This window comes from Faecalimicrobium dakarense (assembly GCF_000499525.1).
GTDB lineage: Bacteria > Bacillota > Clostridia > Peptostreptococcales > Peptostreptococcaceae > Faecalimicrobium > Faecalimicrobium dakarense.
Map to the genome: position 1 here is coordinate 1 of NZ_HG529376.1, position 14,639 is coordinate 14,639.

16 protein-coding genes are annotated in these 14,639 nt (G+C 27.5%); 3 read left to right on the forward strand and 13 right to left on the reverse strand.

From position 1 onward, the window contains the following. Positions 1–168: 168 nt before the first annotated feature. From BN899_RS12470 to BN899_RS12495, 6 genes are all read right to left on the reverse strand, one after another. Complete coding sequence (locus tag BN899_RS12470; RefSeq protein ID WP_042275848.1) at positions 169–1,137, reverse strand: polyprenyl synthetase family protein; 969 nt, start codon at positions 1,135–1,137, stop codon at positions 169–171. Between the two features lie 85 nt (positions 1,138–1,222). Continuing rightward, entirely contained in the window at positions 1,223–3,151 is a 1,929-nt protein-coding gene (locus BN899_RS12475) for an FAD-dependent oxidoreductase (protein ID WP_042275850.1), read from the reverse strand. 23 nt (positions 3,152–3,174) lie between these two features. After that, on the reverse strand, positions 3,175–4,116 hold the full coding sequence (locus BN899_RS12480; RefSeq protein ID WP_042275852.1) for a 1,4-dihydroxy-2-naphthoate polyprenyltransferase: 942 nt from the start codon (positions 4,114–4,116) through the stop codon (positions 3,175–3,177). A gap of 64 nt (positions 4,117–4,180) precedes the next feature. Then, positions 4,181–5,002 carry a LysR family transcriptional regulator gene (locus BN899_RS12485; protein WP_052356847.1) on the reverse strand — a complete coding sequence of 274 codons (822 nt, stop codon included), beginning with the start codon at positions 5,000–5,002 and terminating at the stop codon, positions 4,181–4,183. 22 nt (positions 5,003–5,024) lie between these two features. After that, positions 5,025–6,056, reverse strand: a complete 1,032-nt coding sequence (locus BN899_RS12490; protein ID WP_042275856.1) for an FAD:protein FMN transferase — start codon at positions 6,054–6,056, stop codon at positions 5,025–5,027. A gap of 285 nt (positions 6,057–6,341) precedes the next feature. Beyond that, a complete protein-coding gene (locus BN899_RS12495) occupies positions 6,342–6,824 on the reverse strand; it encodes an FMN-binding protein (RefSeq protein ID WP_042275857.1) in 483 nt (160 codons plus the stop codon). Between the two features lie 187 nt (positions 6,825–7,011). Here BN899_RS12495 and BN899_RS12500 point away from each other — a divergent pair, with 187 nt between their 5' ends. Continuing rightward, a complete protein-coding gene (locus BN899_RS12500; RefSeq protein WP_042275859.1) occupies positions 7,012–7,407 on the forward strand; it encodes a NusG domain II-containing protein in 396 nt (131 codons plus the stop codon). Between the two features lie 5 nt (positions 7,408–7,412). Continuing rightward, positions 7,413–7,946 carry a Gx transporter family protein gene (locus tag BN899_RS12505; RefSeq protein WP_042275863.1) on the forward strand — a complete coding sequence of 178 codons (534 nt, stop codon included), beginning with the start codon at positions 7,413–7,415 and terminating at the stop codon, positions 7,944–7,946. A 128-nt stretch (positions 7,947–8,074) separates the two neighbouring features. On the opposite strand, the gene BN899_RS12510 is transcribed toward BN899_RS12505, so the two are convergent. From BN899_RS12510 to BN899_RS12535, 7 genes are all read right to left on the reverse strand, one after another. After that, positions 8,075–8,908 carry an ABC transporter substrate-binding protein gene (locus BN899_RS12510; RefSeq protein ID WP_042275865.1) on the reverse strand — a complete coding sequence of 278 codons (834 nt, stop codon included), beginning with the start codon at positions 8,906–8,908 and terminating at the stop codon, positions 8,075–8,077. A gap of 39 nt (positions 8,909–8,947) precedes the next feature. Continuing rightward, on the reverse strand, positions 8,948–9,877 hold the full coding sequence (locus tag BN899_RS12515) for a prenyltransferase (RefSeq protein WP_042275876.1): 930 nt from the start codon (positions 9,875–9,877) through the stop codon (positions 8,948–8,950). Continuing rightward, positions 9,877–10,500, reverse strand: a complete 624-nt coding sequence (locus BN899_RS12520; protein ID WP_207636858.1) for a carbohydrate ABC transporter permease — start codon at positions 10,498–10,500, stop codon at positions 9,877–9,879. The genes BN899_RS12515 and BN899_RS12520 overlap by 1 nt, the downstream gene beginning before the upstream one ends. Further along, positions 10,487–10,708, reverse strand: coding sequence for an ABC transporter permease family protein (locus tag BN899_RS19400; protein WP_207636859.1), 222 nt, complete (start codon positions 10,706–10,708; stop codon positions 10,487–10,489). The genes BN899_RS12520 and BN899_RS19400 overlap by 14 nt, the downstream gene beginning before the upstream one ends. After that, entirely contained in the window at positions 10,698–11,489 is a 792-nt protein-coding gene (locus BN899_RS12525) for a carbohydrate ABC transporter permease (protein ID WP_242824172.1), read from the reverse strand. The genes BN899_RS19400 and BN899_RS12525 overlap by 11 nt, the downstream gene beginning before the upstream one ends. 276 nt (positions 11,490–11,765) lie before the next feature. Then, on the reverse strand, positions 11,766–12,848 hold the full coding sequence (locus BN899_RS12530; RefSeq protein WP_207636860.1) for an ABC transporter substrate-binding protein: 1,083 nt from the start codon (positions 12,846–12,848) through the stop codon (positions 11,766–11,768). A 1-nt stretch (position 12,849) separates the two neighbouring features. Beyond that, positions 12,850–13,947, reverse strand: coding sequence for an ABC transporter ATP-binding protein (locus BN899_RS12535; protein WP_330362547.1), 1,098 nt, complete (start codon positions 13,945–13,947; stop codon positions 12,850–12,852). A 433-nt stretch (positions 13,948–14,380) separates the two neighbouring features. Between BN899_RS12535 and BN899_RS12540 the strand changes: the two genes are divergently transcribed. After that, on the forward strand, positions 14,381–14,639 hold a 259-nt coding region (locus BN899_RS12540), incomplete at its 3' end, for a hypothetical protein (protein WP_042275870.1).

Here is a 14,639-nt window from a genome sequence, read left to right on the forward strand (position 1 = left end):
AATAGGTGGCTCTTTTTTTATATTTATTTGGTCCTATATGTATATAAAGTTATTTTTTGGTAATAATTATAATTGAGAGCGGAAAATATATATATCTCTCCCCCTAATAAGTATATATAAAATAAAGGCGTCTACAAATTCCCCCTTGTAGACGCCACTTTTTTTGTATTAATATTTTCTACTTATAAGTTTTTCTGTAACTTCTATAAGTATTTGTTTATATTCATTGTCTGGTAATTTATTTATATCTCTAAATGCTTTTTTAGAATACTTTTCTGCCATTTTTATTGATTCTTCTATACCACCATTATCTCTAACTAACTTTATTATGCCTTTTATTTCTTCTTCATTGTATCTATCTTTATCTAAAGCTTCTTTAATTTCCTTATGATTATTTTTCATAGCTAAAATTAACGGAAGTGTATATATACCATCTTCTAAATCTTTTCCTGATTTTTTTCCTATTTCTTCATCTGTTGCAGTATAGTCTAATATATCATCTAGTATTTGAAATGCCATACCTATATTGTGACCTATATTCCAAAATAATCTACAAGTTTTTTTATCACATAAACTTTCTGCAGCTCCTATATACAAACTTAGAGAAAATAGCTCTGCTGTTTTTCCTGATATTCTTTTTAGGTAATCTTTAACTGATACATCTTTATCATATCTTGAATTTAGTTGTTCTATTTCTCCCATACATATACGAGACATAACTTTTGTATCCACATCAATTCCTCTTTCTATTGATGATGTAGTAGCTAATATCCTAAAACATAAGCAAAAAAGATAATCACCTATATAAACTGCATAGTTTTTACCATATCTTGATTGTATAGTTTCTTTTCCTCTTCTAAATTCTGCTTCATCTATAATATCATCATGTACTAATGTTGCCATATGAAACATTTCTATTACTGAAGCAAATGCATGAGCTCTTTCTTCATTATATTCTCCAAATTTTGAAGCAATTATTGTAAATGCAGGTCTTAGCATTTTTCCGCCTGACTCTAATAGCTCTAGTATACTATTTTCTATAATCTTGTCCTTACACTTTGCATTTTGTGCAATTTGCTTTTTAACTTTTTCAATTTCTTTATCAATTATGGGATAATCTATCCAAAATTTACTCATACTCATCCCTCACTTTGTTGTCCTAATAATTTTTATTTAAAAAGCAGGAATTTCTCCCTGCTTTTTATTTTTATGTCTTTAATAACTATTTTGCTAAAGAATTAGATTTTCTATGTTCTCCGTGTACTTCATAGATTGGTCTTCTCTTACCCATCCAGAAGTTACCTACCAGATTGCTAATCCAAGGCATTACATAATAATCTAATCCAAATGTTCTACCTGCTCCACACATTAATGCTATACTTCCAAATGTGTACCATAAAATTTCCCATCCTGCCATAGCTGATAATATAAAGTTAACTGTCATAAATGCTGATGCTGCTGATGCTAAGAATGTAAATAGTCCTGCTATTAAACATAATCCCATACCTATTTCAGCTATTACTACCATTGTTTGGAATAATACTGCAACTTCTGGAGTTGGCATAAATATTTTCATTATTGCTTCATAAAACTTTGGTACATGTTCTAAAATTGGTTGTGGCATATTTGTCGCTCCATCAACTGCTTGTGATGCTCCAGATACTGCGTCATGTAACCATTCAAATGGCATATTAACATTCCCTGCTCTTACCCAACTATCTGATCCAATTGATACATTATTTACTAACGCATGAATATATCCACCAATGCTTCCAGCCTCTCCTGCTTTTGCAAACATAGTGTCCCATGTTCCTTCACCAATTAACTTCTTAATACCTTCCATTAACCATAATGCACCTATATAAACTCTTAAAGGTACTAACCATAATCTATTTCCTTTAGATGATAAATGGCCTCTCATTATACATCTTCTTTCCTTCATTGCAAAGAATTCATGTTGAAGATAGTTATATACTGCGTGTACATTGTTTACTCCAAATAAGTATACCATATTTATAAGATGTTTCATTACCATTGCAAAGAAACCAGATAACTTCATTCCCATTAAATCTGCTACTGCATATCTTCCACCAATAGAAACCATAAATCCGTGATAATTAGATTTAAATTCTACTTTTTCTTTATTTTCTATAGAAGCTATTATATTTTTAGCCGCTGTTACTGCTGTTTGTTCTGCAGCTTCAACTATTTGAGGATTTCCCTTTCCTGGTTCTTCTTCTATATATGCAACGTCTCCAACAACATATATATTTTCTTTACCTTGTGATTGCATGTATTTATTAGCAGTGTATCTACCAGCTCTACTCTTTTCAACATTCATATCACTTAAATCTTGGTTTGCCTGTACTCCACAAGTCCATATTAAAGTTTCAGTTGGAATAACTGTTCCATCTTTTAACTTTATAGATTCCTCTGTTACTTGTACTATTGGAGAATCTTTTAGTATTTCTACTCCATGTTTAACCATATATTTTTCAGCTTTATCAGCTTGTTTTCTATCTAACATGTTTAATATAGTTGACATAGCTTCAACTACTAATAATCTTATTTCACTTTCATCTACTCTATATTCTCTAGCTAATGTAGTTTTCCACTCAAGTAGTTCTCCTGCCATCTCTATTCCAGTAAATCCTGAACCTGCCACTACAAAAGTAAGCATCTTCTTTCTTTTCTCTGCATCTCTTTCATAAGAAGCCTCTTTAACTCTGTCTTTTATATGAGCTTTTATTTTAAGAGCATCTTCTAATGACCATAGAGTAAATCCATTTTCTTTTACTCCTTCAACACCAAAGAATGCTGGCTCACTTCCTACACCTATAATTAGATAGTCATAGTTATACTCACCTTGCTTTGTTTTAACTACATTTTTATTACTATCTACATTTTCTATATAATCAACTACAACATTGACCTTAGTTCTATTGAATATTCTGTAAAGATCAACTTTTACTGATTCTTCAGGAACTCTACCTCCTGCAACTTCGTGTAATTCAGTCATTAATGTATGATAAGGGTTCTTATCTATTAATGTAATCTCTACCTCATTATTTTTTTTATACTTTTTTGCTAATTTCTTAGCAGCATGGACACCTGCATATCCTGCACCTAAAATAACAATTTTAGTCGACATACTATTCCCCCTAGTTATATTTTTTATATTAGATTGATTATGATACTAATTATATATGATATACCTAGTACCATAAAGTTCTTCACAGCTGTAATAAATGTTTGTGATTTAATTTGATTCTTTTCAAATATTTTAATATTTTTTTGTATCACATATAAACTTAAAACTGCTAACAATGTCGAATTTGGTAATATTTTAACTATTACTGACAGTAAAATAACTATATATCCAAAATAATATATGTACTTATATAATTTAATAGCTCTATCTTTTGTTATGTAGTATGGTAATGTAAATCTACTAACTTTAATATCTTCTTCTAAATCACATATATTATTTGCAAGCATTATATTGGCAATTCCGCATATTAAAGGTGTTGAAACCATTAATATAACTATACCCTCTATCAAATTAAACTTACCTAATATCATGCTTCCTTCTATGTATATTCCAAAAAATTCTTTATCATGTATACTTGCATATATAGTTATAAATGGTATAAAAAGTCCCATAAATATACCAGAAAATACTTCTCCTAATGGCATTCTAGATATTGGTATTGGCCCAAATGTATAAAATATTCCTATGAAAAAACAAATCACACCTATACATAGTATTAATATATTCGTTTTAAATGCAAGTATTATACCAAATAAAGTAGCCATAATTAATAATATAGCTATAGTGCATAATCCTATTTTTTGTGAAATTCCATGTACATGCATTGGATTTCTGCCTTGATAGTTTTCACCTTGATGGTCTATTTCATTTTTATAATCACAATAGTTATTAATAGCAGTTGTAGCCATATCAAACGTTATCATCGAGACAAACATTATTGTTAAATTAACAACATTTATTTCGCCATATCTATACATGCTATATACAATCCCCATAATAAATGGAATCACACTAGCTACTTTTGTTGGAAGTTCAACAAAATTTATATAGCCCTTTAAGTTCATCTTGTTCTCCTTTATATTACTAACTTTATATCTTCTTTATTTAAAATATGTTCTAACTCTTTTTTTAATATTTTAATTTTTTCTTTATATCGTTTCCTATATCTTTTTTATAAGTTATAAATAAATCATAATTACCTTCTGCTACATTTTCACATAAATTTATAAGCTTTCCTAATTTTAATTCTTCCTCTACTGCAATTTTTGGAACAATTGCTGATGTATTAGGATTTTTTAAATATTCTTTTATAGTATCTAAGGAATCCGTTTTCAAGCAAAAATTTATATTATTTAATTCTTTAATTTTAGTAGTATTAGCACTTGAGTTATCATCAAGTAAAGCTATCGCTTTTTTATCTACTTTCTCACATTCAACATACTTTTTGCTAACTAAAATTAGTTTACTACTTCCTATATGAGTTGATATAAGGTCTGTATCATTTATCTTATTGCATCCAATTACTATATCTGCTTTATTATGTAAAAGCATTGATTTTTCATTAGATTGTAAATATCTATTTATGTTTATATTAAATCCATTAAATATCTTACTTATATCTCTAGCTATAGTAGATACAAAGAAATTTGCATATACACTAGATATATTTATTTTTATTTCTTTTCTTTCGTAACTTTCTGAGTTTATTTCTTCAAGTAAATTATTATGTATATTAATTATTTCTTTAGAATATTTGTATAATATCTCTCCCTTATTAGTTAGCTCTACGCCTCTATTACTTCTTTCAAAAAGCTTCACTCCAAGATCTTTTTCTAGCTTAAAAAGCTGATGACTTAAAGCGGGCTGTGATATATGTAAATCTTTTGAAACCTTTGATATACTTTTTAACTCTGCAACTTCATAAAAATATCTTAAACTACTTATTCGCATATCATTATCCACCCCCTAAAATCTAATTAGAAAGCTTAAAGCTATCATTAGTTATCTTAAAGTTTCCTTTTAATCCTTCTGTTATATATACTTTATTATCATTCATAATAAATATTGCATCTACTGTTTCTAAGCTCTCTACAAACTTTAATCCTTCATCTAAACCTTTTGTAAATATTAATGTTGACAAAGCATCTCCATCTACTGATTTATCTGAAACTATTGTTACTCCAGCGATGTCTGTTTTATAAGGATATCCAGTTTTAGGATTTAAGATATGGTGATATTTAACTCCATCTTTTTCAATAAATCTTTCATATACTCCTGTTGTAACAACTGATTTATTTGCAATTTCAATTGTACCAACAACATCTCCTCTGTCTTTGAATGGATTTTGAATTCCTATTTTCCATTTATGATCTTTATCTTTTGACCCCATAGCATATATATTTCCACCTAAATCAATAATTGCTCTTTCTACTTTGTTTTCTTTAAGCAGTTTAGCAATATCATCAGCTATATATCCTTTAGCTATACTGCCAAGGTCAATCATCATACCTCTTTCTGTTAAAAAAACTTCATTCGTAGAATCATCCATTTTGACTTTTGTGTAGTCAATATTTTTTATTACTTCTTTTATATCATCTTCACTTGGAACATTTGCTTCTGGGAGACCTATACTCCAAAGTTTTACTAAAGGACCTATAGAAACATCATATCCTCCACTGGAAATCTTTGAATATTCTATTGCTTTTTTGATAAGATCGTAACTAAAATCACTAAGCTTAACACCTTTTATTCCAGCATTTTCATTTAATAGATCTACTTCAGTTCCTTCTTTATTTATACTAAGTAAATCCTCTACTTCAGATACACGTTTAAATACATCATCTAGTAGCTTTTCACTTGCATGATCATAAAGAGTTACCTTTACTGCAGTACCCATAAATAATTCAGTTCTACTAAGTTGCTTATTAGAGTCTTCTTTTGAACAACTTACTAAACCCATGGCTAAAATAATTGTTGTTATTATAACAATTACTTTTTTCCCCATAATTTCTATTCTCCTTTTGCTTAAACTACAATTAGATATAAATTATTAGTTTCTTATAGTAAATAATATCTATTCTCATTATATTTTATCTATTTTTAACTAATAATTCAATATTTTGTATAATTTTAATTAAGATTATTATAGTTATTTTAAATTTTTATAATTAAATTTAAAAATAGAAAGGTTTATCTTTTTTTATTTATGGATTTTTTAATATTTAGAGTATGAAATTGTTATATAAAAAAACTGTTAGTATAGGTTAACCTATACTAACAGTTTCGTTAATTATTTAACTTCAACTACTTCTTTTTCAGTCTTTCCTTCATTTGCATTTTTTAAAGCTGCTCCAAATAATGTTTTAGCTTTTGCAGATGAATGAGTTGCACCAGTTACCCCATCTATTTCAGCAGATTGAGCATCTACTATTTGTTTTTCTATTGCTGGTTCATATTCTGATGGATTAGTTCCAGACTTTTCTTTCATCATTTTATTGTATCCTTCGTTTGCTCTCTTATCTCCATCATCAGTGAATTCATTATATTTAGCTTCTGTTATTTTTCCACTTTCAACTTTTACACTTACTCTTGCTTTTCCACCATTTTCATCAGCATCTTTAGTTTCAGCTTCATAAACTCCATCTTTCATTCCTGCTGCTTCTTCTGTTTTTGGTGTATCTGCCTTTGCTTCTTCTTTAGGCGTTGATGAGCACCCTACAAGCGATAATGTTAATAAACTTGCGCATAATCCTACTAAGATTTTTCTTTTCATGATATTCCCTCCACATTTACATTATTTTTATGTAATTACCTCTAACTGGATTATACAACGTTTTACAACATATATATTAATAGTTTTTTTTAATACAGTATAAATTATTTGTATCACTATTTTATTTTCCTATTTCTTAAAATTCAGTATAATGGGTTATATACTGAACTTTAAGGAGAAACATTTTATGAAAACTTTAAAAAAGCTTGATGTTGTTATTATAGTTTTTCTGTTAATTTTATCATTTACTCCACATTTAATATTTTCAAAGTCATTATCTAAAGAGTACGCATCAACTTATGCTAATATTAAATTATCAGGAAAAGTTTATGATACAATTGATTTATCATCATTCAAAGGAGAAAAAACACTAGATATAAAAACTTCTCACGGTATTAATAAAATACTTATAAAAGATGGTGTTATTCAGATAGTAGATGCTGATTGTGATGATAAATTATGTGTAAGACAGGGATCCATCTCTAAAGTGGGAGAAACTCTTGTATGCTTACCTCATGAATTAATAATAGAAATTAAAGGAGATGAAAGTGGAAGTTTAGATGATATGATACTTTCACATTAAATATTATGAAACTAAATAAAACTTCTAAAATGGTATATATGTCTCTATTAGTATCTATGGCTTTGATATTGTCTTTAATCGAGCGTATGATACCTACCCCATTTGTAGCTCCAGGTGCAAAACTTGGGTTAGCTAACCTTATAATAATAATATCTGTTTATACTTTAGATAACTATAAGGAATCTTTTCTTGTATTATTTTTAAGAATTTTCCTAGCTACACTTTTAGGTGGTAGCGTTTCTTCACTATTGTATAGTGTTACTGGTGGAATTTTAAGTTTTATCATTACAGTTATAGTTAAAGAACTTGGAGGTAAGCATGTTTCTGTAATTGGCGTTAGTGCTTCTGCTGCTGTATTTCATAATGTAGGCCAATTACTAGCAGCATCACTTATACTAAATAATTCTAGTATATTTTTATATCTTCCACTTTTATCTATCACTGGTATAATAACAGGTATATTTATAGGATTATCTGCAAATTATATTTTAAATCATCTTAAAACTTTGCCATATTTTAAGTATGCTAAAGTAAAATAATGCAAAGTATTAAAATATAATTTTATTAAATATTAAAATTCTATTAGTAAACTACATAAAAAAGCTGTTAAATTAGAATTCTAATTTTACAGCTTTTTATTTTTTATATTTTTATTTTAAACTATATTTTAATTAAATACATCACAAATTAATTTTTTACCATCATAAAGTTTTGTAATTTCATTTTCTCTATACATCCACTCTTGGCATAAATTAAAATCATCAATACTAAACACTTCTTGTTTTTCAAATTCAAAGTTTTTCATTCTATTTGCCATATCTAAACTGTATCCAGCACAATTAATACATATATTTACCTTTTCATCTTTAGATAATGAGTTAAATAATTCTTGTGCCTCTTCTAAAGCCTTATGGAAATTAAATACCGTTTTCTTATTATTGTTATAAAATTCTTCATCAAAGGCCCACATAACTAAATTTTTATCACTATTTCTACTGCTCCAAATTATATCTCCACCACTTTCAATTACATCACTTACAAAAGGCTCTATTGCCACTAACGCATCAATTTCTTCATTTTCAAGCGCTTTAAGTCTCTCATATGAATTATTAATCCAAACAATTTTTGCATTTTCAAGTAAGTCCTTTAAGTCATTTTCTAAATATAAACGGAATAAACCTGCTCTATTTACTCCAACTTTAAGATTTTTTAAATCTTTTGGGTAATTTTTACCTCCGACAACATGTATTGTGCGAGTTAAGTTAGATGTTAATACCGCTTTTTTCCCTTTTTCCAGCATATAAAAGAAAAATGTTAAATCTCCAACCATTGCATCTACTTTTCCATCATAAAAATCTATATTTCCATCAAATAAAAACTTTTCATCTATTCTTAAGTTAATGTTAATATCATATTTTTTAAATATTCCCATTTTATCTGCAATAAAAACCGGTATAGTTAACGGGTTTATTCTTATTAATTTAAAATTTATCGTGTTCATATTTGACTTAAATCTCCTTTTTAATTCTCTGTACATATATTATTTTATAATTAAGCTAGCTAAAAATTCTATGCTCATGACAATATGAAATCCATATATTAATAATAATGGCCTAGGCCCCCAATCTTTTCCCATCTGAGGGTATACTTCTTCTATCTTATAGTAATCCCTATACCAACGTAGATATCCATAATAATAAAATACAACTAATCCACTTATAAACATTATTATTGAGATATTATTTGTAAAATATAAAATACCCCAAAATACTATCATTGTTACAGCCTCTGGTATTATAATTTTAATAGAGTTTCTAAATCCAATAATATGAGGAAGAGTTATTCTTGTACCTTTATCTTTTTCATAATCTGAAGTATTATTAGTCGACATTAAAAACACTGTCATTATCATAGCTATTAGAGAATATAAAAGTATTGCATAATTTGCCCTATTAGTTTGAATGTACGCTGATACAAAACAACTAATTGCTCCGACAAATACACCTGATACAAATTCTCCAACTGGATAAGCTATATATGGCTTTGGACCCAAAGAATATCCTATAGCTGCTAAAACACTTATTAAACCAATTATTAATATATTAATATTTTTTGTTATAAATACTATTGATAACCCACATATACCACTAATAATTAATAGAGCTCCCATTACAATTAAAGCATCTATTAGCTTGGCATCTCCTCTTACTAAGCCTTCACTTCCTAAATGACCAGTAAATGTATCTTCATTTTCTTCATTTTTTAAAAATGCTCTTATTTCATTTGCTACATTAGCTACTATATTTAAGCAAAATCCTGTTATAAACATAAGAATTAATAATAATATATTTAATTTACCTACCGTATAGGCACCAAATAATCCACCACTTAAAACTGGTAACCCTGTTGCAAATCCTGTTCTTATTTCCATTACAGTGTATGCTCTTTCAAAAAAATTCTTTTTATTCATCATTTAATACTCCCTGAAGTTATACCATCATATATATGTTTCTGTAAAAAAATAAAAAATACTAGCATTGGTATTATGCTAATTATAATTGCAGCACAAATAACATGCCACTGTATTTCATATGGACCTATAAATTTAAATAATGTTGTTGACACTGTTTGTAGATTCATATCTGGCATATATAAAAATGGTATATAAAAATCATTATATATAGAAATCATTTTTATCATAATAACACTTATAGTTACTGGCTTTAGTAACGGAAATATTACATTCCTATATATTTGAAAATAATTTGCCCCTTCTAACATAGCTGCTCTATCTAGCTCTTTAGGAATTTTTTCTAATGCCTGCATGTACATATATATCATTAAAACATCTGCACCTATATAAAGTAGTATCGGTGCTAGCCTTGTATTATAAAGACCTAAATTATCAATTATTTTAAATGTTGATACTTGTGATATTTCCATCGGTACTACTGATACTGCAAAGTATATAAATAAAATTAATTTTTTACTTTTAAAATTAAATCTATTAATAACATATGCAACCATTGATCCAACTACTATACTTCCTAAAACTCCAAATAATGTTAATATAAATGTATTAAAAAAATCCAAGTAACATACGTCCTTCAAACAATGCTACCTTATAATTTTCTATATTTAAAAAGTTACTCGGTGGCATAATACCTGGAGTTTTTGTAAACTCTTCAAAGTTTTTAAAAGAACCAAAAAAAATGGTCAATACAGGTAATATAATAATTACAGTCCACAATAATAAACTTGAGTATACCAATATATTTTTAGTAACTTTTTTAAAATTCATCTTCATCATTCCTATATACTATTTTTTGTAACATAATAAGTACTCCTACTACAATTGATAATATAACAGCCATAGACGCTGCCATACCAAACATTTTTTTCTCAAATGCTGTTTTCATAGTTTGAAGTAAAAACGTCATTGTACCGTTTGAACCATTTGTTAAAATCATTGGAATTTCAAAAACTGAAATAGCTCCAATTGTTAATAAAATAAAATTCACTTTAATTACTGTATGAATATTTGGTAATATTACATACCTTACTTGTTGAAATAAAGTTGCCCCTTCTAACTGCGCTACTTTTTTATATTCATTTGGAATAGTCGCTATTGCTCCAAAATACATTATAAAGCTAAATCCAGTATATCTCCAAAGTGAGATACCTGCTAATGTATAATTTACAAATTCTGGGTCTCCTAGCCAAAATTTTATATGTTCTTTTAATCCAAGTAGTATAAGTATTTCATCAAATGTTCCGCCTGGACTAAAAAACATTCTAAACATCATCGAGATAGCTACACCGCTAATAAGTGTTGGGAAAAATATAATTGCTTTAAAAAATGACTTTCCCTTTATTTTTCCAGATAATAAAATTGCAAAGTATAGAGATACTATTATTTGTAAAATTCCAGATGCAAAGTAGTATAAACTATTTAGAAATACTTTTACATAGGATGGATCTGTTACTATTTTTATAAAATTATCAAAACCAACAAACTCTTTTATATCAGATAATCCATTCCAAGAAGTTAAACTGTATTGACATAAATAAATAATGGGCAAAAATCCAAACGTAATTAAAAGTAATACAGGAAAAAAAAGAAAAAGAAAAATAATTTTCCTTTCTTTTTTTCTAATACTATTACTTTGCATTATTCTTTACTGCCTTAGCCCAACTTGCTTCTAAGCTATTTATGTAATCTTCGTAACTTTCATTTTGTTCTGGATATAACCCTATATTAATTATCTTTTGTAATGAATCTTTTAATCTTCCAACTCCAACCTCATTTGCTATATCTGAATATAATTTATCATCTTCTGGCTCTTCTGTCGGAACAGTTAAAATAACTTTATTTTCTCTAAATATTTTCTTTTGTTCATCTGTAAAATCTGATTTTTTGGTGATATTCCATTTGATTCCTCTGCATATCCACTTTCACTAGATATAAAGAATTCTAAAAATGCCTTTGCTGTTTCAATATTTCTGCTATTTTTATTTATACCAACAACTGAATCTGCACCATATGCAATAGCATTATCACCATTTAATTTTACAGGAAATGGAGCTATTGCTATATTATCTTTATCACTATTCATATTTTCTATTGTAGGCACATCTTGAGAACCACTTACTATCATAGCAACCTTTCCATCTGCTAACATTTGTAATGACTTTGCTATATCTCCTGTTATTGGGTCTTCTTCTATTAAACCATTTGATGAAACATAATATATAAAGTCCATGATTTCTCTCATTGGTTGTCCTTCTTTAAATGCTGTACCTGCTTTTAATGTTTTTAAGCGGTATTGCTCTCCTCCAAATGATGTTAACGCTCCTCCCCAAATTCCAAGTATTGTATTGTAATTTGTATAATATGGGATTGCATCTGTATTATCTTTAACTTTTTTAAGTGCAACCTCCATCTCTTCCATTGTAGTTGGCATAGCTTCTACACCTGCTTCTTTTAATACCTTCTTATTGTAAATTACTCCAAGTGAATTTAAACGAGAAGGTAAACCATATACTACTGAGTCATAGTCAGCTTCTGTTACATCCATATACTCTTTTTCAAGATTTTCTACTTTTCCTAATGGAACAAAGTAGTTGCTATATTCCTGAGGTGTAGCATTTAAGCTAAATGGTATAAATAATACATCTCCGTATTCTTTAGTGTTCATACGAGTTGTAATATGAGTATCATAATCTGCTGATGATTCCCATTTAATATCTACTACATCTGGGTATTTCTTTTTAAATTTTTCTTCAACTTGTGCGAAAATTTCGTCTGCATCTGTTCTATCTGTTACTACAGTTATTTCTCCCCCAATTTTCCAATTACTAGAAATTTCATTTTCTGATTTTTTTGCACATCCACTTAATGCTAATATTGCTATAAGTGATAAACCAATCATTCTTTTCATTTTATGCTCTCCTTAAATTTTGTTTTGTTATACTGTCAAAAATACTTACTTTATTAAAATCAAATACTACACTTATAACTTCTCCTACTTTCAAACTTTCATCTTGATTGTATTTCATTGTAAATGTCGTATCTTTTTTTCTTAAATAAATTAATGATTCTCCACCTGTATATTCTATTTTTTCAATAGTTGCTTCTAATACATTTTTATTTTTTATATATTCATTTACTGTACCTACAAATCTTATATGTTCTGGTCGAATCCCAATAATATAACTTCTTTCACTATCTAAATTAGGTAATTGATTATTTGAAAAAACAATATCACCATTTATACAAAATGTATCCTTTTCCATTTTTATATCAAATGTATTCATCTTAGGCCTTCCTATAAATGTTGCCACAAATAAATTTGATGGAGCTTCATAAATTTCATTAGGTGTACCTACTTGTTGAATAACACCATCGTTAAGTATAACTATTTTATCTGCCATTGATAGTGCTTCTACATGATCATGGGTTACATAAATAGTTGTTGCACCTATTTTTTTATGTAAATTTGTAATCTCGTGGCATGTTGAATATCTAAGTTGAGAGTCTAAATTTGATAAAGGTTCATCCATAAGAAATAATTTTGGCTCCCTTACCATTGCACGAGCAAGAGCTACTCTTTGCCTTTGACCTCCTGATAATTTTTTAGGTTTTACTTTTAGAAATGGTTCTATCTCTAATACCTCAGATGCCCATTTCACTTTATTTTCTATAGTTCTTTTATCAGTTTTTCTTATCTTCATTCCAAATGCTATATTTTCATATACAGTCATATGAGGAAATAATGCGTAATCTTGAAATACCATTGATACATTTCTATCTTTTGGCAATACATCATTGACTATATTATCATCTATATCAATAGTTCCACTAGTTGGAGATTCGAATCCACATATCATTTCTAATAAGGTTGATTTCCCACTACCACTTGGACCTAGAATTACAACAAATTCACCTTTTTCTATATTTAAATTAAAATTATTTATAGTGTTTTTCTCATTTCCTTTGTATTTTTTTATAATGTCTTTTAATACTATATAGCCGATAATTTATCTCCCCTATCCTTATTTAATTATAAATATATAAAAAGGAAGGTACCTTAATGATTAAATCCATTTCGATACCTCCCTTTTATATTAGTTAGGTTTATTATACTTAAAGCTAACATAATAAATCAATAAATATAAAAAAACTATATATTTAATTTTTTTATAGCATTATAACTAAATCAAATATCTAATCTACTATTATTCTACATTTTATAAATAAATCTAATTTAATATTAATTAGAAATATCAATTAACGATATGATGAATTATAAATATTAATTAGAATATATATATTATCAGACGACTTAATTTTAATACTAATCTCATAACTACATAAGGAGGTGTTACTATTTTACTTAAATTAAAAGATTCTCTAAAAAATTCATTTAATATATACAATAACTATTGTATTAATAACTATCAATTTGATTTCATGGGAGAATTTTTACTCACTAATTCTAAATACTTTCTAAGCAAGGATAAAGTTATTTATGCATATGAAAATAACGAATATATTTTTGCAAAAGAAGTAGAAAACCTATCAAAAGAATATCTAAACCAAAATATATTGCCTTTTGCTAATTATGCTTTAGACAATATAGTAAAAACAAATCAAAATCATATGTCATCAATAGTAACTTTATTTTTATCATCTAATTCTATTGATCCTGATTTAAAAAATCATATAAAAA

Coding starts and splice junctions, on each gene's coding strand:
- BN899_RS12470 (WP_042275848.1), bottom strand. CDS start 1,137: ATGAGTAAATTTTGGATAGATTATCCCATAATTGATAAAGAAATTGAA.
- BN899_RS12475 (WP_042275850.1), bottom strand. CDS start 3,151: ATGTCGACTAAAATTGTTATTTTAGGTGCAGGATATGCAGGTGTCCAT.
- BN899_RS12480 (WP_042275852.1), bottom strand. CDS start 4,116: ATGAACTTAAAGGGCTATATAAATTTTGTTGAACTTCCAACAAAAGTA.
- BN899_RS12485 (WP_052356847.1), bottom strand. CDS start 5,002: ATGCGAATAAGTAGTTTAAGATATTTTTATGAAGTTGCAGAGTTAAAA.
- BN899_RS12490 (WP_042275856.1), bottom strand. CDS start 6,056: ATGGGGAAAAAAGTAATTGTTATAATAACAACAATTATTTTAGCCATG.
- BN899_RS12495 (WP_042275857.1), bottom strand. CDS start 6,824: ATGAAAAGAAAAATCTTAGTAGGATTATGCGCAAGTTTATTAACATTA.
- BN899_RS12500 (WP_042275859.1), top strand. CDS start 7,012: ATGAAAACTTTAAAAAAGCTTGATGTTGTTATTATAGTTTTTCTGTTA.
- BN899_RS12505 (WP_042275863.1), top strand. CDS start 7,413: ATGAAACTAAATAAAACTTCTAAAATGGTATATATGTCTCTATTAGTA.
- BN899_RS12510 (WP_042275865.1), bottom strand. CDS start 8,908: ATGAACACGATAAATTTTAAATTAATAAGAATAAACCCGTTAACTATA.
- BN899_RS12515 (WP_042275876.1), bottom strand. CDS start 9,877: ATGAATAAAAAGAATTTTTTTGAAAGAGCATACACTGTAATGGAAATA.
- BN899_RS19400 (WP_207636859.1), bottom strand. CDS start 10,708: ATGAATTTTAAAAAAGTTACTAAAAATATATTGGTATACTCAAGTTTA.
- BN899_RS12530 (WP_207636860.1), bottom strand. CDS start 12,848: ATGAAAAGAATGATTGGTTTATCACTTATAGCAATATTAGCATTAAGT.